15 protein-coding genes and 1 riboswitch are annotated in these 17,682 nt (G+C 37.3%); of the genes, 11 read left to right on the top strand and 4 right to left on the bottom strand.

From position 1 onward, the window contains the following. Nucleotides 1-29 precede the first annotated feature (29 nt). A complete protein-coding gene (nikB, locus tag BAOM_RS14720; protein ID WP_127760921.1) occupies nucleotides 30-968 on the top strand; it encodes a nickel ABC transporter permease in 939 nt (312 codons plus the stop codon). Further along, nucleotides 950-1,801, top strand: coding sequence for a nickel transporter permease (gene nikC / locus BAOM_RS14715; protein ID WP_373995301.1), 852 nt, complete (start codon nucleotides 950-952; stop codon nucleotides 1,799-1,801). Before nikB ends, nikC begins: the two co-directional genes overlap by 19 nt. Before the next feature lie 524 nt (nucleotides 1,802-2,325). On the opposite strand, the gene BAOM_RS14710 is transcribed toward nikC, so the two are convergent. From BAOM_RS14710 to BAOM_RS14695, 4 genes are all read right to left on the bottom strand, one after another. Further along, nucleotides 2,326-3,009: an LrgB family protein gene (locus tag BAOM_RS14710; protein WP_127760919.1), complete on the bottom strand. Its 684-nt coding sequence runs from the start codon at nucleotides 3,007-3,009 to the stop codon at nucleotides 2,326-2,328. Continuing rightward, complete coding sequence (locus tag BAOM_RS14705; RefSeq protein WP_127760918.1) at nucleotides 2,984-3,379, bottom strand: CidA/LrgA family protein; 396 nt, start codon at nucleotides 3,377-3,379, stop codon at nucleotides 2,984-2,986. The genes BAOM_RS14710 and BAOM_RS14705 overlap by 26 nt, the downstream gene beginning before the upstream one ends. 160 nt (nucleotides 3,380-3,539) lie before the next feature. Then, the gene (locus tag BAOM_RS14700; RefSeq protein ID WP_127760917.1) at nucleotides 3,540-4,094 is read right to left on the bottom strand and encodes a GNAT family N-acetyltransferase; all 555 of its coding nucleotides are present in this window, start codon (nucleotides 4,092-4,094) and stop codon (nucleotides 3,540-3,542) included. A gap of 291 nt (nucleotides 4,095-4,385) precedes the next feature. After that, entirely contained in the window at nucleotides 4,386-5,168 is a 783-nt protein-coding gene (locus tag BAOM_RS14695) for an undecaprenyl-diphosphate phosphatase (protein WP_127760916.1), read from the bottom strand. Between the two features lie 209 nt (nucleotides 5,169-5,377). Here BAOM_RS14695 and BAOM_RS14690 point away from each other — a divergent pair, with 209 nt between their 5' ends. From BAOM_RS14690 to BAOM_RS14650, 9 genes are all read left to right on the top strand, one after another. Further along, nucleotides 5,378-5,695, top strand: coding sequence for a DUF4870 domain-containing protein (locus BAOM_RS14690; RefSeq protein ID WP_127760915.1), 318 nt, complete (start codon nucleotides 5,378-5,380; stop codon nucleotides 5,693-5,695). A gap of 152 nt (nucleotides 5,696-5,847) precedes the next feature. Next, nucleotides 5,848-6,648 (top strand): hypothetical protein, encoded by an 801-nt coding sequence (locus BAOM_RS14685; RefSeq protein ID WP_127760914.1) that lies wholly within the window; start codon nucleotides 5,848-5,850, stop codon nucleotides 6,646-6,648. Nucleotides 6,649-6,741: 93 nt separating this feature from the next. Then, entirely contained in the window at nucleotides 6,742-7,320 is a 579-nt protein-coding gene (locus tag BAOM_RS14680; protein WP_127760913.1) for a beta-class carbonic anhydrase, read from the top strand. A 317-nt stretch (nucleotides 7,321-7,637) separates the two neighbouring features. After that, a complete protein-coding gene (gene dapF, locus BAOM_RS14675; protein ID WP_127760912.1) occupies nucleotides 7,638-8,621 on the top strand; it encodes a diaminopimelate epimerase in 984 nt (327 codons plus the stop codon). 268 nt (nucleotides 8,622-8,889) lie between these two features. Further along, a complete protein-coding gene (locus BAOM_RS14670) occupies nucleotides 8,890-9,801 on the top strand; it encodes a spermidine synthase (RefSeq protein ID WP_252282476.1) in 912 nt (303 codons plus the stop codon). Between the two features lie 400 nt (nucleotides 9,802-10,201). Continuing rightward, nucleotides 10,202-10,304, top strand: a riboswitch (SAM riboswitch). Nucleotides 10,305-10,414: 110 nt separating this feature from the next. Continuing rightward, entirely contained in the window at nucleotides 10,415-12,262 is a 1,848-nt protein-coding gene (locus tag BAOM_RS14665) for a bifunctional homocysteine S-methyltransferase/methylenetetrahydrofolate reductase (RefSeq protein ID WP_127760910.1), read from the top strand. Next, on the top strand, nucleotides 12,255-15,704 hold the full coding sequence (metH, locus tag BAOM_RS14660; RefSeq protein ID WP_127760909.1) for a methionine synthase: 3,450 nt from the start codon (nucleotides 12,255-12,257) through the stop codon (nucleotides 15,702-15,704). Before BAOM_RS14665 ends, metH begins: the two co-directional genes overlap by 8 nt. 234 nt (nucleotides 15,705-15,938) lie before the next feature. After that, nucleotides 15,939-16,703 carry a polysaccharide deacetylase family protein gene (locus BAOM_RS14655; protein WP_127760908.1) on the top strand — a complete coding sequence of 255 codons (765 nt, stop codon included), beginning with the start codon at nucleotides 15,939-15,941 and terminating at the stop codon, nucleotides 16,701-16,703. Nucleotides 16,704-16,766: 63 nt separating this feature from the next. After that, complete coding sequence (locus tag BAOM_RS14650; RefSeq protein ID WP_127760907.1) at nucleotides 16,767-17,534, top strand: dioxygenase family protein; 768 nt, start codon at nucleotides 16,767-16,769, stop codon at nucleotides 17,532-17,534. Nucleotides 17,535-17,682: the final 148 nt, after the last annotated feature.

The following is a 17,682-nucleotide window of genomic DNA, read 5'->3' as shown; positions in this document are numbered from 1 at the left end:
ATAATTAAAAACAACTTAAGGAGTACTACATGGGTTGGTTTATTGTTAAGCGTCTCACAAGTTTAATTCCAATAGTATTAGGAATCTCATTCATCACTTTTATCCTGATTTATTTAATTCCTGGAGATCCAGCAGTAGCCTACTTAAGGATGTCTAATATTCCACCTACGGATGAGGCCGTAACAGCCCTTCGAGTTGAGCTTGGATTAAATGAGCCATTATATATCCAGTATTTAGAATGGTTGGGGAAAGTGTTGCAATTGGATTTAGGAATGTCCTATGTATCCAAAAATGCTGTATGGGACGAGATATTGTTGCATTTATTTCCAACGATTCAATTAACAGGTGCTTCGCTTATCTTTATTGTTGTTATTAGTCTACCTATAGGAATAATTTCGGCTATTTACAAGGGGAAATTTGTTGATCAGTTTAGTAGAATAGTTGCCTTTGTAAGTGTCTCTATGCCTTCCTTTTGGTTTGGATTTCTTTTGATCTATTTATTATCTGTGAAATTAGATTTATTTCCTGTATTGGGGAGGGGAACTTTGGCTCATCTAGTGCTTCCCTCCTTAACGCTTGCTTTTGGTTATATAGGTACGTATATGCGATTGCTTCGGGCTAGTATGCTGGAAAACTTGAATGAGCCATTTGTTATGTATGCTAGAGCAAGAGGCTTGCGTCAAAGGTTAATCGTTAGCAGGCATGTTTTAAAAAAGTCCTTATTGCCTGTGATAACTGGACTTGGGATGAGTTTAGGGAACATGCTAGGCGGAGCGGTAATTGTTGAAACAATTTTTGCTTGGCCTGGCATGGGACAATTATTTGTCACATCTATTCTAAATCAAGATTATCCAATGATTCAGGGGTGTGTATTATTTATGAGCGTGATTTTTGTGGTCTGTAATCTTCTTGTGGATATTATGTATTCTTTCCTGGATCCCCGTATACGATGGGAAGGGGAGAAATAAGAGTGTTACAAGACGTGAAACGAAAGCTGTTATTACATAAGCTCATGATGATTAGCAGCATGATTATTTTATTCATGATGGTATTGGCTCTTTTTGCTCCTTTTTTTGCTCCTAATGATCCGAACTTGATTGATATTACGCAGAAACTGCAAGGACCTTCCTCCCAGTTTCCATTAGGTACTGATCATTTAGGGAGATGTATATTGTCTCGATTAATCTATGGAACACAAATCTCATTGGGAACAGCATTCCTTGTCATGGGATTAACGATGATGATAAGTATCCCGCTTGGTATTTATGCGGGTTTTAGAGGCGGTAAGGTTGATTATTTCTTCATGAGACTATGTGATACTCTCATGGCATTCCCAAGCTTTCTTCTATCCTTAGCTTTAATTGGAGTCCTAGGAACGAGTCTTAGTAATTTGATTTTGGCCATGGTGCTCGTTCAATGGGTTTTTTATGCTCGTGTTATTCGAGGGATGGTTCTTAGTGTAAAGAAGCAAAACTTTGTCTTAGCAGCTAAAATATGCGGGACACCAAGGCTCATTATTGTCATTAAACATATTTTACCTACCATTATCTCTCAAGTTATTGTATTAGTCTTTATGGACATAGGGGGAGTTATTTTATCTATTTCTGGCCTATCCTTTCTAGGCCTGGGCATACAGCCGCCGGAGGCAGAATGGGGAATGATGATTAATGATAGTAAGCCATTTTTTAGAAATAATCCTTCATTGATGCTGTACCCGGGGATGATGATCTTCATCGTTGTGATTGCTTTTAACTTGTTTGGGGAGGCCTTAAGGGATGCTCTAGACCTAAAAAAGGAATAGAAGGGAAGATGGCTTCTCCTCTTTTAACCGTAAAAAATTTGAATGTAGTCGTATCAACACCCCGTGGTTGTCATATTGAACTTGTAAAACCTTATTAAATCAATACTTTGACTGTTATTTCGCCCCCCGGACACGGGGCTCTAATCTTATCTACTTAAGTTTAAAAGATAATAAAGAGGATTATTAAAGTTATCAATTGTAATTTAATTTCGAAAATAAGGGAACTCTGCTCAATGTTGGAATTACTTTTATTGGTAATATTCAGCACTTACAATAACATGAATAATGATATGATTAGAACTAAAAAATTTTAAGGTCTGTATCCCCTTGCCTCCGATAACGTATTTTTTATCAATCGTAGTCAAAAACGTATTCAAAGAAATTTATAACAGACAAAATAGCCTTTTAAATGCTGGTATGACGTAATTTCCTATACAAACAGGTTCGGCTCACTGAGGTTCGAACCTGTTTGTATAGGTGATGTGTATCCTACGCTTAAAGCCCCCACTGATACAAGTTTCACTTTATAAAAAAGAATAAAACACAGGGAAACAGAGAGCGATTATAATACCAGCAATTGCCATCGCGACTCCAGCTACTGCTCCGGTGAATTCACTTTCTTGGGCAGCGTGAGCAGTACCAAGACCGTGGGCAATTGTTCCGTATGCAATCCCGCGAGCAAAAGGCATTGTGATATGGCACTTATCCATAATCCAAGGAGCAATCATTGTACCAAGAATGCCTGTTATAAGTACAAAGGCGGCCGCTAAATTTGCGTCCCCTTCATATAACGACATAATCTCAACGGCAATTGGGACCGTAACTGATTTTACAGCGAGTGCTTGAATCAGGTTTAAACCGAAAGAGAAAAGTTTAGCAATGGTGATGGCGATACATAAAGTGACGGCCAAGCCAAGAATAATGCCACTAATCGCTGGAATGGCATATTTTGCGACAATCGCACGATTTTTATAAAGTGGTACAGCTAAAGCGACTGTTGCGGGTCCGAGAAAATATGTGATGATGTCTTTCGCTACTACATAGTCTTCGAAATGTAAGTTGCTGATAAGTAAGGTTGATATGATAGCAACCGTACATAAAAAAACAGGTGTTGTCAGAGGTGATGGATATTTCATATATATTTTCTTTGCTAATATGTACGCAATAATGGTGATGCTGATGCTATAGATGGTGATGAACGTTTCCATGCTGTTTGACTTCTCCTTTCTGTGCAAGCTTTTGTACGGTTAATGCAGAGACGATAAAACCAACGATTAGACTGATGCCCAGAACAAGTGCTAAAGCCCATCCATAGCGGAAGAATAAAGCACCTAATGTCATTAAGCTAACGGCAATCGGGATAAAGAAAAAAGCGAGATGCTTGACAAAGAAGCTAGCTGTGAAATCCACCCATTCCAGCTTTATGACATTTGTTTGAAGCAGGATAAATAATAAGAGTATCCCAATAACGTTTCCAGGAATGGGTAAATGGAAGAAATCTGTGCATAAGTAACCAATTTTACAAATGGTAATAAGCACTATCAGTTGAATGATAAAAAGAAATCCTTTTTTCATCATAATTGAAACAAATCCTTTCGATTTTTTTGGAAAAATGTTCAAGTGATGTGTTTATTATACGAAAATATCATTATGATGAATAGAGTAATAATCAGAAAAGATTAACTTTTCAGTCAATAAATAAATCCCTTTACACAAATGGTAAAGGGATTTAAGTGCACTATGCCTCCATAAGATGTTGATCATTGTCATCATTTTGTCGAAGGATATGCAGCGTGTATAAATCTTTTGGAATTTCGAAAAGATCGAATAAATCTTCATTTTGGTTAATTTGTTCATATAATGCTTTTCTTGTTTCGTTTACTTTTATCGCATAAGGGAGTTTCTCAGCTGCCTTTAAAGAGCGAATATTTTTTTTGCGAATGCGCATAAATACGGTCTCTATACCAAGTTCAAAAAAGATTTCTTTAAAGAAAGCCTCTTTTGCAAGGGTATTATAGCCTTTTCCATGGAATGGTTTACCTAACCATGTACCGAGAAATCCTGCACTATTTTCCACATCATATAGGGAGATGCAGCCGATCGGATTATCCCATTCATCTAAAATTGTTCTTGAAATTAGTTCACCAGCTTCTTCAGCTTCAATCGTTTGCTTTGTAACAAAAACGTACTCTTCATAAGAATCTACTTTTTGGCGTACGAAAGGGAAGACATCTGGATGCGACATTAAATCATAAAGAGACGAACAATCAACAAACTCTCTTTTCTTTAACATTTCCATCCCTCCGCTTTGAGGGCAGTTCTATAGCGTAGCTGCCGCCCACCCTCGAAATTTTTTAAGTCGTTCATCAAAAAATTTCGGGGTGGGAATCGAACCCACTAGAACCGGGAAACCGGTGGCGCACCATTTGCCTTCCCTATTTTTATTGTCAGAAATATAATATGCTCTACCTTGCTATAATACTAAAAAAAAATGCATTTGGATATAGTAATTTTGCCTATTTTTTCGACTAAATTTTGTTATTTTTATTTTATGCAAACGATTGTTTTAATCATGCGTTTTTATTCAAAATTTTCCGGTAAATTGGAGGGATAAAATGAGGATTCCAAGAATCCAAACATATACGGCAAACCACTTTAACGATTGTTTTTTTAAGAAATCAATCATCCAAACAACAGCTATATACCCAAAGACTGCTGAAGTTAACGTACCGATAAAAAGAGCCATAAACGAAAGCCGCTCCACTTCTCCAGTGAAAATAGGCTTCATTTGAAACACAATGCCGCCAGCGATTGCTGGAATCGACAGTAAAAAGGAGAAATAAGCAGCGGTGGAGCGGTCGAGTTTACACAACAATCCAGCTGCAATTGTTAAGCCTGATCGAGAGAGGGCAGGCATGATGGCAGCTGCCTGAAACGTACCGATTATGAACGCATCTTTTACGGAAATTTGCTCTAATGTTTTCGTGCCACCCTTTCTTGCATCTGCGAACCATAGAATGAGACCAGTAGCAAGAAACTCCCAGCCGATGGTCACACCTGACTTCGAAAGTGAATCAAACCAATCTCCAAGTAAGACACCAGCAAATACTGCAGGAATCGTTCCAGCAATGAGTAACACAGTCATTTTTGAAAATGGCTTTTTGATGATGGAAATGATTTCTTGCTTATAGACAACAAGTAGAGCAAGCAATGTACCAATATGAAGCATCGTATCTAAGAAAATGCCTGCTTCATCTAAATGAAATAGGTGCCGCCCTAAATATAAATGTCCTGTGCTGGAAATCGGTAAAAATTCAGTCAACCCTTGAATGATGCCGAGAATGAATGCTTGAAATTCATTTAACAATTGAATTCACCTCAGGTAAAAGTAGTAAGGACAAACACTAATTATCTGTATGCAAGTCTATGTCCAAAGATGTGCAGCATTAAGCGATATATTCGGAATTTCTAGTGCATATGTTAAAAAACTCTGTATAAAATGATGAAAAATGAAACCGTTTCTATGTTTATGCGTATAAATAGATATAGTATGGAATGAGAGAGGAGGAATGACAAATGGTTACGCAAGATGAAAAAGTATTTGCTGTTCTTATTTATGTTATTAGTTTATTTTTTCCGCTTCTTGGACCGCTCATTATTTGGTTAGTAAAAAAAGATTCACCGTATATTGATTATCATGGCCGAGAGTATTTTAATTTTCTTATCTCCTACACGATTTATGGAATAATTGGAGCACTTCTTGTTTTTGTTGGAATTGGCGTATTGATTCTGCCTATTTTAGGGGTTGCGGCGTTTGTGTTTACAATCATTGCGGCGATACGAGCCTATGAAGGAGTCGAGTATCGAATTCCACTTATTTTTCGAATTTTATAAGTCATGAAAAAGGAATCTAGCTGATGTTTGTCTAGATTCTTTTTTTGTTAGGCTTTGTTATAGGATACTGTTGATTTTTGTTAAAGGGAATTAAGGAATGGATAGCGAAATAACAATATAGAGAGTATGAATCTTTAGTCAAGGAGCTAATTATGAATATTCGAGAGTATTATCAGAAAACAGCTAAAGCATGCTTTTGCGTTGCTTGGATTTCCCTATTGTTAGCGATTATTTTTTTTGTTTGTCATCTTTTACAATTATTTAAAGGGGATTTATTAATCTTTGTTATTCCGATCATCATTTTTAGTGTGCTTCACTTCTTTTATTTTCGAACCTATGACAAAAGGGTAGAAAAATTAGGGGATAAGCCGATGCAAACAAGTGGTCAGTTATTAAGCATAGACCATGTATTAGTCGTTTTTATGCCTGCACCAACATTGCGTATGCTGTTATTTGATTCGAAAGGTTTGCTTCTTGGAGAAGTTCGCGATCAAAATATGCGCTGGTTTATGTGGTTGATTCCGAACGTCGTTTCACTGCTATTGCCCAAGCGATTTATCTTATTGGATAGCGATGGACAAGTTAGGGCAAAATATCATACTCGAGCAGGGTTAACGAATTCGATGACGATTTATAATGCCGATGATGAAATAATTGGGGGTTATCGAGAAAATTGGAAGGATTCACTAATTAAAATTAAAGGGATAATCTATAAAGGAAATCAGAGTGAATGGATTGCAGTAGAATCAAAGGCAAATCTTTACTCTTTACAGCTTAAAACAATAGATAAGAAAAATGTCGCCTCCTTTCAAGAAGGCTGGATGCCGGTAGAGTGGGCTAAACGATTTGAATTAAATACACCGATTATTACCTTTTCTTCGATAATTACTGAACAGGAGAGAGTCATTGTTTTAGGCTTTTTAGCCGCTGTATTACATCACCGTGATCATTGAATATCTGATTTAAAACAGAAGTGTAGTCAATTTTATGAATATTTGATATAATGTATAGATGAAATTACATAGCTAATCAGGAGATGACAATAAATGAGTTTGTTAAATGAAATTCTTGACTATAATGAAAAGTTTGTTAATGAGGGGGAGTACACAAAGTATCAAACTACTAAATACCCTGATAAAAAAATGGTGGTTATTAGTTGTATGGATACTCGTCTTGTCGAGCTGCTTCCAAAATCTATGAACGTTCGTAATGGTGACGTAAAAATTTTAAAAACAGCAGGAGCTATCGTTTCCCATCCATTTGGAAGTGTAATGCGTAGTATTCTTGTGGCTGTTTATGAATTAAAAGCAGATGAAATTTATGTGATTCCGCATCATGATTGTGGAATGGCAGCCGTTAATACAGATGAAATGATTAAGAAAATGGTTAATCGTGGTGTTCCAGAAGGTACGATTTCAACAATTGAAAATTCAGGAATTGATATTAAAAATTGGCTTCGCGGATTTGACGATGTGTATGAAAGTGTAAAACATAGTGTGAATTGTATTAAAAACCATCCACTAATTCCACAAAACATTCCTGTTCATGGGTTAATTATCGCTCCAGATACTGGGGAATTAGAAGTGGTTGTTGACGGATATAAAGAATTAGAAAACGTTAAGTAAGGTGCTTGAGGGACATGCTTTGTTTCCTTCTATAATTATTGTAAGGCTTATTAGTTAAATAATAGGGGCCATTTGTGGCTTATTGCGTGCGAAGCTTTGGTTTCGCACGCTTTTTAGTTTTTGAGAAAGCTGCCATATCGCACCATAGTTAGTTACAAGGCTTTGTTATACAATACTGTTGATTGTTGGCTTATTTGCGTTATTAACAAAGCCATTTGTAAAGAAGATTCCTACTGACACAATTCAACTGAAAATGCTATGATAGGATTAAATGTAGTGTTTTTAAGTATTCAACAGGATAGGATGGATGAGACAAGATGATTATTGATTTATTAAAAAGCCATGGCTCAGGTAATGATTTTTTCATTATTGATGAATTAACGACGGATCTTTCTTTTACAGAAGAAGAACGCCGCCAATTAGCACTAGCATTATGTAATCGTGATAGTGAATTAGGGGCAGATGGTATTTTATTCGTATTAAAAAGCGAGCGTGCTGATGCAAGAATGCGCGTGTTTAATGCAGATGGATCGGAAGCATCTATGTGTGGGAATGGGCTGCGCTGTGTAGCTCGCTATGCAATTGATACGCTCGGTAAAGAGAACTTAGTTATTGAAACGATGAAAGTGGATTTAGAGGTTGAAAAGGTAGATGATGTATATGAAGGGATCCCAACGTTTAAAGTGGAAATCTCACCGGTAAGCTTTGATGTTAAGGATTTGCCGCTTGTGATTGAACAAAGCGAATTACAAAACGAACGATTGCCAGAATTACATGATACGCTTCTTTTTTCGGCGTTAGCTGTACCAAATCCACATTTAGTTACGATTGTAGATAGCGAAATGATTCATTCTGATGTTCAGGAAGTATTAGCAACAAAAGTAAATGGACCGAATGAGCTTTTCCCAGATGGAGTAAATGTAAGCTTCGTAAAACAGTTAGAAGAGGGACATATTTATGTCCGTACATTCGAACGCGGTGTTGGCTTTACAAACGCATGTGGAACAGCGATGTCAGCTTCAAGCTTAGTAACATGCTTAAATGGTTTAAATCAGCTTGAAAGTGATATTTCCGTATTCAATAATGGTGGTAAAGTGAAATGTGTTGTTCATAAACGTGATAATCAATATTCCATTGACTTGATTGGGAATGCTACAAATGAATACAAAGCAACAATTGAAGTGGATTTAAATTGTCCAGAGCAATTTAATGTGCTGACAAAAGAAAGTTTTGATCAAGAAATTACGCTATATGCGAAGCTTAAAGCAGACGTACAAAGCTATTTAAAAGAAGTGTTATAAATAAGAAAGGGCGTTTCCGAATAACATCGGAACGCCCTTTTTTTGTGGATAGATAGTGGGTAAAGCGCTTTTTGACTTTAATATCAAGAACAATACAGTTGCTAGATAAAGTCACATAATATAATTGAAATTTATTTATAAGAATCTCATTAATTTTGCTTTGTTTAAGTAGCCTTATTTTCTCTAAAGGATAAGGCAGTTGAGGGTTTTAGGAACTTCTATCTTATTCACAGAATAATATTTATAATAAAGACAAGGAGTGATGTGTATGGATCAACCGTTTGAATTGCATGGCGATTCTATTAGGGATTATATCTGCAAGGATGAAGAACCTGAAGGTGACTATCGAATTTTACGAACATTTAAAACCCCCACCCAGCGGATTGCCCTCGTCGATTATATTGGTGAAATGTTGATTTATAGCAATGGTGACGTCATGTTTGGCACAACAGATGGTGAGAGTATTTATGCAGAAGTGATGGTACACATTCCAATGGCTGCTGCACGCAAGCGGAAGAATGTTCTAATCATCGGTGGGGGTGGTGGAGTAACGACCCGCGAGGCCCTTCGTTATTCTGAAGTGGAGAAAATTACTACCCTCGACATCGACGAAGTGATGATAGATTTCGGTAAAAATTTGGAGGCTTTGGTACAATTTAATCAAGGTTCATTGAATCATCCTAAAGTTCAGGTCGTAATTGAAGATGGCAGAAAGTTTGTCGAGAAAGCCGGGGAAAAGTGGGATGTTATTATTATCGACCTTCCTGAGCCAACTGACAAATGTCCTGAGCTTTCCCGTCTCTTCAGCAGGGAGTTTTACAGCTTCTTGAAAGACCGTTTAGAACCAGGGGGTGCAATCTCTGTGGCTTGTTCCGCTTTTCCCTGGATGCCTGAGTACTTTTGGAGTATACAGAAAACCCTCAAAAAAGCTGGTTTCTATGTACTGCCATATCACAATTTCGTCGCGAGAGACGGAGAGGATTGGGCGTTTTGTCTGGCTACAACGTCCCCTGTTAAAGCAAATGATTTACGTATGTTAGTTCCAACACAGTACCTGTCACTTGAACGGCTAACAGATATGTTTTATATGCCGTTTCATTTTGTGAACTTTAAGAATAAAGGCAAAGTCCAAACAGACAGCAATACGGTGTTGCTTGATATTGTAAATGAAGCTGATTGAGTTGAACTTTATCATTTTCTATTTGGCCCCCAGCGTGTCCCCCTCAAGCTAACAATGTAAATGACTAGATACGAAATGATCTTTTTTCAAAACTAGCGAGTGCTAAAAAAGTAGACAAGCTAAAGAAGCCTATTAAAACGCAATGTTTTTCGCTAGATATTTTGTCTAGGCTGCCTCGCTATTTCATACACAATTCCTAGATTAAATAAATAATTAAAAAAAATACAAAAAAAGGTAAAAGACGAATATTGTTCGTGATTTGTCTCTAATTCTTAGTTATTTTGTTTGAAAAATTCAAAAATTAACTAGAAGGTATTGAATTTCATCATTGTTTCATGTAAATTAAGAATAATTATATTGTAATTTAATTTGAAATGTTTAGAAAAGTTTATATAAATCAATCTTATCGAGAGAGGTGGAGGGACTGGCCCGATGAATCCTCAGCAACCAGCTGTGTAAGCTAAGGTGCTAAATCCAGCAAGCGGGCGCTTGATAGATGAGGAGAATGTTTCTTATGAAAACCTTCTTCTTTTATTAGATAGAAGGTTTTTTCTTTTTCTTACACCATTGAAATAAAGCAGAAACTGAATTGTTTTTGGGAAAGGGTGCACATATGGAGTTTCGTAAAGAGCTAAAGCAAAGAATTTTAATTGGGGAAGGAGCAATGGGGACACTGTTGTATTCCCGTGGCATCGACCATTGTTATGAAGAATTAAACTGTACAGAGCCTGATCAAATTGAAGCGATTCATCGTACTTATTTGGATGCGGGTGCTGATATTTTACAATCGAATACGTATGGGGCGAATTTTCATAAATTAAAGCGCTATGGATTAGAAGATCAAGTGAGTCAAATCAATCGTCAAGGAATTGCGATTGCTAAAAAGGTTGCGCAAGGGAATGCGTTTGTGTTTGGAACGATTGGTGCTTCTAGAAGTATTAGAAAATCTGATTTAAGTTTAGAAGAAATTAAACGTAGTTTCCGTGAACAGCTATATAGTTTACTACTTGAAAGTCCTGATGGATTATTATTCGAAACATATTATGATTTAGAAGAATTGGAAACAGTGTTGCAAATTGCAAGACAAGAAACGAATATTCCGATTATTACAAATGTAACGTTGCATGAACTTGGGAATTTACAAAACGGTGTTCAGTTAAATGAAGCATTTAAGCGCTTAGAACAATTAGGTTCAGATGTAGTTGGGCTTAATTGTCGCTTAGGTCCGCACCATATGATTCGCGCTTTAGAATCTGTTCAACTTCCAAGCAATGCTGTGCTTGCAGCGTATCCTAATGCAAGTTTACCAGATTATGTGGACGGCCGATTAGTGTATGATGCGGCGCCGGAATACTTTGGCTCAAGTGCGCTTCAATTACGTGACCAAGGAGCATCCATTATTGGAGGATGTTGCGGTACGACACCGCAGCATATTACAGCAATGAAAGCAGCTGTTTGTGATTTAGCTCCAATCGTTGAGAAAAAAATGCAAGTAACGAAAGTGGAAACAATTGAAGTTCGGGAACAAGATCGCACCCCTGCTTTATATGAAAAAGCGAAAACAGAAAGAACGATTTTAGTAGAGCTAGATCCACCTAAGAAACTGGGAATCGAAGAGTTTATGAAAGGGTCTAGAGCTTTGAAAGAAGCTGGAGTTGATACGATTACGTTAGCGGATAATTCGCTCGCTTCCCCTAGGATTTCTAATGCAGCGTTGGGTATGTTAATTAAATCACAGCTTGATTTAAATCCGCTTGTGCATATTACATGTCGTGATCGAAACTTAATTGGATTACAGTCGCATTTAATGGGCCTACAAACCTTAGGATTAAATGAAGTATTAGTTATTACAGGAGATCCTTCAAAAATTGGCGATTTCCCGGGTGCAACATCTGTGTATGATTTATCTTCTTTTGATTTAATTAGTTTGGTTAAGCAGTTCAATGAAGGACTTTCGTATTCTGGACAAAGTCTTGGCCAAAAGACGAATTTTAAAATTGCTGCGGCTTTTAATCCAAATGTGAAATATTTAGATAGAGCGGTTCAACGAATGGAAAAGAAAATTGAATGCGGCGCTCATTCATTTTTAACACAGCCGATTTATTCCACTTCACAGATTGAAGAAGTATACGAAGCAACGAAGCATTTAGAGACACCTATTTTTGTCGGCATCATGCCGTTAACTAGTACCCGTAATGCCGAATTTATTCATAATGAAGTACCAGGAATTAAGTTGCCAGATCATGTTCGCCGGGCAATGGCAGCAGCAGGTAATGACCCAATTCAGGCGCAAAAAGAAGGTGTGGCAATCGCACGAGAACTTGTGGATGCGGCAATGGATAAATTTAAAGGTATTTATTTAATTACTCCATTCCTTCGTTATGAAATGACGGCGGAGTTAACGCGCTATATTAGAACGCTTGATCAAACAAAAACATCTGAGGTGGCAGCATATGAGTAAAAAGTCAATTAACGAACAACTACAATCAAAAATTCTATTACTGGATGGCGCAATGGGTACGATGCTACAAGCCGAAAATTTAACAGCTGAAGATTTTGGTGGAGAACAATATGAAGGCTGTAATGAATATTTAACGCTGACTCGTCCTGATGTGATTCAAAAAATCCATGAAGCGTATTTTGCTGCAGGTGCCGATATTGTTGAAACGAATACATTCGGGGGTACGAGTATTGTTTTAGATGAATACAATCTAGGTACACTTGCTTACCAGTTAAATAAAGAATCAGCAGAAATCGCTGTAAAAGCGTGTGAAGTATATTCAACAGAAGCTTGGCCAAGATATGTGGCAGGTTCAATGGGGCCAACAACGAAAACACTATCAGTTACAGGTGGAACGACTTTTGATACATTAAGAGAGTGTTATGAAGAGCAAGCCCTTGGATTAATTGATGGAGGCGTCGATTTACTTCTCGTTGAAACATGTCAAGATATGCTAAATGTAAAAGCTGCTTTTTTAGGCATTAAAGGAGCCTTTGAGAAGAGTGGTAAGGAACTCCCGATTATGATTTCGGGAACGATTGAGCCAATGGGAACGACATTAGCTGGTCAATCCATTGAAGCGTTCTATCTTTCTTGCGAGCATATGAAACCAATTTCGGTCGGTTTAAATTGTGCGACAGGTCCGGAATTTATGATCGATCATATTCGGACATTAGCGGATTTATCAAATAGTGCGGTTAGCTGTTATCCGAATGCAGGGCTTCCGGATGAAGAAGGACATTATCATGAATCTCCAACTTCTCTTGCTGAGAAAATGAAGCAATTCGCAGAAAAAGGCTGGGTCAATATTATCGGTGGTTGTTGTGGGACGACACCAGCGCATATCGAAGAGTTATCGAAAGTGCTTCAAGAAGTTCAGCCGAGACAACTTCCAGAGCAGCCGCATAATCATGCTGTTTCTGGGATTGAACCGTTGATTTACGATGATTCAATGCGTCCGTTATTTGTCGGAGAACGTACGAATGTCATTGGCTCACGCAAATTTAAAGAATTAATACGCGATAAGAAGTTTGAACAAGCGGCTGAAATCGCCCGTGCTCAAGTGAAAACTGGAGCTCACGTTATTGATGTTTGTTTAGCAGACCCGGATGATGATGAATTAGGTAATATGAAAGCATTTGTTGAAGAAGTGGTTAAAAAAGTAAAAGTACCGCTCGTAATTGATACAACAGATGAACTTGTTTTAGAGCAAGCGTTAAAGCACTCTCAAGGTAAAGCCATTATCAATTCGATTAACTTAGAAGATGGAGAAGAGCGATTTGAGAAAATTGTTCCTCTTATTCATAAATATGGAGCGGCTGTCGTTGTCGGAACAATTGATGAAGAAGGTATGGCTGTTGATGCAGAACGTAAGCTGGAAATCGCTAAGCGGTCTGTAGATTTGCTCGTGAATAAATATGGATTAAATCCACGTGATTTAATTTTTGATCCACTTGTTTTTCCAGTTGGGACAGGGGATGAACAGTATATTGGATCAGCGCTAGAAACGGTAAAAGGTATTCAAGCGATTAAAGAAACGTTTCCAGATTGCTTAACGATTTTAGGAGTATCGAATGTTTCGTTTGGTTTACCACCGCGTGGCCGTGAAATTTTAAATGCAGTATTTATGTACCATTGTACAAAAGCAGGTCTTGATTATGCGATTGTCAATACAGAAAAATTAGAGCGTTTTGCTTTGATTCCAGAAGAGGAAGTGAAGTTAGCAGAAGCGCTTCTATTTGAGACTTCGCAAGAAACATTAGCGACCTTTACTGAGTTTTATCGAGATAAAAAAGTTGTGAAAAAGGACAATATGGCCAAGCTTCCATTAGATGAGCGTTTGGCGAATTATATTATTGAAGGAACAAAAGAAGGACTAATTGAGGATTTAGACAAGGCGCTTGCTCGTGGCGATGCGCCATTGGATATTATTAATGGTCAACTAATGAAAGGAATGGCTGAGGTAGGTCGTCTATTTAACGATAATCAGTTAATTGTGGCTGAAGTGCTTCAAAGTGCTGAAGCGATGAAGGCAGCAGTTTCTCATCTTGAGCCATTAATGGAGAATTCAGAAGACAGCGCGAAAAAAGGGAAAATGTTAATAGCCACTGTTAAAGGGGACGTACATGACATTGGGAAAAACTTAGTAGACATTATCCTATCGAATAACGGATTTGAAGTGATCGATTTAGGAATTAAAGTAACCTCCCAGCAAATTATTGAAGAAGTCCGTAAGCATGAGCCAACGATTATTGGTTTATCGGGCTTGTTAGTAAAATCGGCCCAACAAATGGTATTAACGGCGCAAGATTTAAAACAAGCGGGTATTGATACACCAATTTTAGTAGGTGGAGCAGCCTTATCACGTAAGTTTACTGATTTTAAAATCTCTCCAGAGTATGATGGACCAGTTCTATATTCAAAAGATGCAATGGATGGACTAGCTGTTGCCAATGTGTTGCATGACCCAGCGCAAAAAGAAGTATTTTTAGAAGAAAACAATGAGAGACGAAATAAAGCGATTGCTAATGCAGCGATTGTAGCGACGATGGAAAAACCGGAACGGAAAAAAGCTGTTGCTCCAGCGATTTCTGCTGCACCGGTTAAAGTGCCGCAAGATCTTAAACGACATGTTCTCAAAGATTATGCGTACGATGTCGTTCAACCATATATTAACCGTCAAATGTTAATTGGACATCATCTCGGGTTAAAAGGTAAAGTAGCCGAAATGATTAAACAAGGAAATGAAAAGGCGATTGCGCTGAATGATTTAGTTGACGAGTTAATTGGATTTATTAAAAACGATGAAGACTATGGATTAAATAGTGTTTTTCAATTCTTTCCTGCTCAAAGTGATGGAGATAAAGTATTAGTTTATAATCCAGATAATCATGAAGAGGTATTGGAAGAGTTCGACTTTCCAAGACAAGCAAGCAGCCCTAATTTATGTTTAGCTGACTTTTTGAAGCCTGTATCTTCAGGAGAAATGGATTATGTTGGTTTCTTTGTCGCAACAGCAGGTCGTGGTATTAGAAAATGGGCGGAGAAATGGAAGGCAGAAGGCGATTTCTTAAAAAGTCATGCGATTCAAGCACTTGCTCTTGAAACAGCAGAAGGCTTTGCTGAAAGAGTGCATCAGGTGATGAGGGATGCATGGGGCATTAGTGATTCAATCGATATGACAATGAGAGAGAGGTTTGCTGCTAAGTATATTGGACAGCGTTTCTCGTTTGGTTATCCTGCATGTCCTAATTTAGAAGATCAAGAAAAATTATTCCGATTATTAAAACCAGAAGATATTGGTGTTCAGTTAACGGAAGGTTGTATGATGGAGCCAGAGGCTTCTGTATCAGCTATTGTTTTTGCCCATCCAGAAGCACGCTATTTCAATGTAGAGAAATAAATTCTATTAGGCAGCGGCATAAAAAACCGCTGTCTTATTATGTATGAAAAATAATGAATGGTGTATTTTATGTAAGAAGGTTGCGTCGTTTAGTTTAAGGCTCTGTTAAACAATGTTGTTAATAACATGATTTTTGTTTTATTTTACCTTTCAGCAAAGCTGCCAGGTGAAATGATTCGAAAATTAATAACATCCTTATAAGGGAGCCTTGTTCAAAAGAAAGGACTGTTTCTTATGATAAAAACATCTATTCGTATGTTGTTAATTTTAATTAGTTGCCTAGTTGTATGTATGGTTTTTACTATAGAGTCTGGATCAGGGCAGACAATTCCGGAGGAGTTAGATCCACTCATAAAGTCCAATCAGTCATTGAAGAAGGCTTATTTGACGTTCGATGATGGACCTTCGACAAATACAATGAAGATACTGGATATTTTAGATCGATATCAAATAAAAGCTACTTTTTTTGTGATGGGAAATAAAGAAGCCTATGCGGAGAAATGTTATCGAGAAATCGTTGCAAGAGGTCATTCGATTGCGCTGCATTCTTATTCTCATGATTATAATGTCATTTATCGTTCAAAAAAAGATTTCTTTCAAGACTTAAAAAGATTAGAATTATTACTAAGCGCCAATTATGGAGTTAAAACCCATTTTGTCCGCCTTCCAGGGGGATCCGGTAATCAACTTATGTATCGAGCAGCTACGAGACCTATTATAAAAGGGATATTGCAGGAGTTAACAGATACTGGGTATGTGTATGTAGATTGGAATGTGGATTCAAAAGATGGAATAAGTCCGTTAACGAGTCAGCAAACCATTACCCAAAATGTACTGAGTAATGCGAAGCATCATAAGCAGGCTATTATTTTACTACATGACATCAATAGTATGAAAAATACTGTAAAAGCTCTTCCAACAATTATTGAAGGATTAAAGGAAGAGGGGTATATATTTGATATAATTGATGAAACGACGCCTCAAATACAGTTTAATTAAATGGAAACGCTTTAATTAACAGCAATAATTGAATGACCTTTTAGAAAGGAACAGTTTGTTAGTATGAGACCTTCACTATTTTTATCCCATGGGACACCATGGCTAACAATCGAGGACAATCGATATACGGAATTTTTAAAAGAATATGTCGCTCAACATGAAAGGCCAGATGCGATTGTTATCATTTCTAGTCATTGGAATAGATGCGATCAGGCTGTTTCTGCTGTCAAAAAACATGATATTAGTTGTGATTTTATTGGCCATCCGGATAAGGTGACACAAATCACCTATCCGGCAGCTGGTAATATCGAGCTCTCTGATCAAGTTCTTACTCTATTATCTCGTGTAGATATATTTGGAGAATTTGATGAGAATAGACCGCTAGATTATGGAAGTTGGGTGCCGCTACATATTATGTATCCAGAGGCTGATATACCGGTTGTTTCGCTATCGATTAATCCAACCTTATCTTTAGCAAAACAATACGAAATTGGTAAGTCTCTTGCTGCATTAAAAGAGGAAAATGTATTAATTATTGCAAGTGGTGGAATTGTATATAATTTGGATCATATTCAGTATGAGATGAATGTTGTTGAAGGCTGGGCTATTCGATTTGTTGAATGGATAGAGGAGCACGTTATGAATTGGAATTTAAAAGCGCTGTTTCAGTTTCAAGAAGAGGCTCCTTTTGCTTTTGATGCAGTGCCGAACATTAGTGAATTGATTCCGCTAATCATTGCAATGGGAACCGGAGATGAACAAAGAACTCCTACGTTGTTACATCGAAGTTTTCAATTTGGGAATGTTAGTTTATCGGCTTTCGAATTCTAGTAAAATGACTAGAAAAAACAGCTATTTTAAGAGTTAAATATAAAAAAAGAAAAATCTTTTTAAGTGAAAAAATAACGTAAATAAGAAAAAAAGTTTGTTAAAGGCGAAATATGACGAATTAAGCAGATTTATAGGTTTTGAGAGTTAT

The sequence above is a fragment of the Peribacillus asahii genome (assembly GCF_004006295.1).
GTDB classification, from domain to species: domain Bacteria; phylum Bacillota; class Bacilli; order Bacillales; family DSM-1321; genus Peribacillus; species Peribacillus asahii_A.
This window is presented reverse-complemented; position numbering and strand designations above follow the sequence as displayed.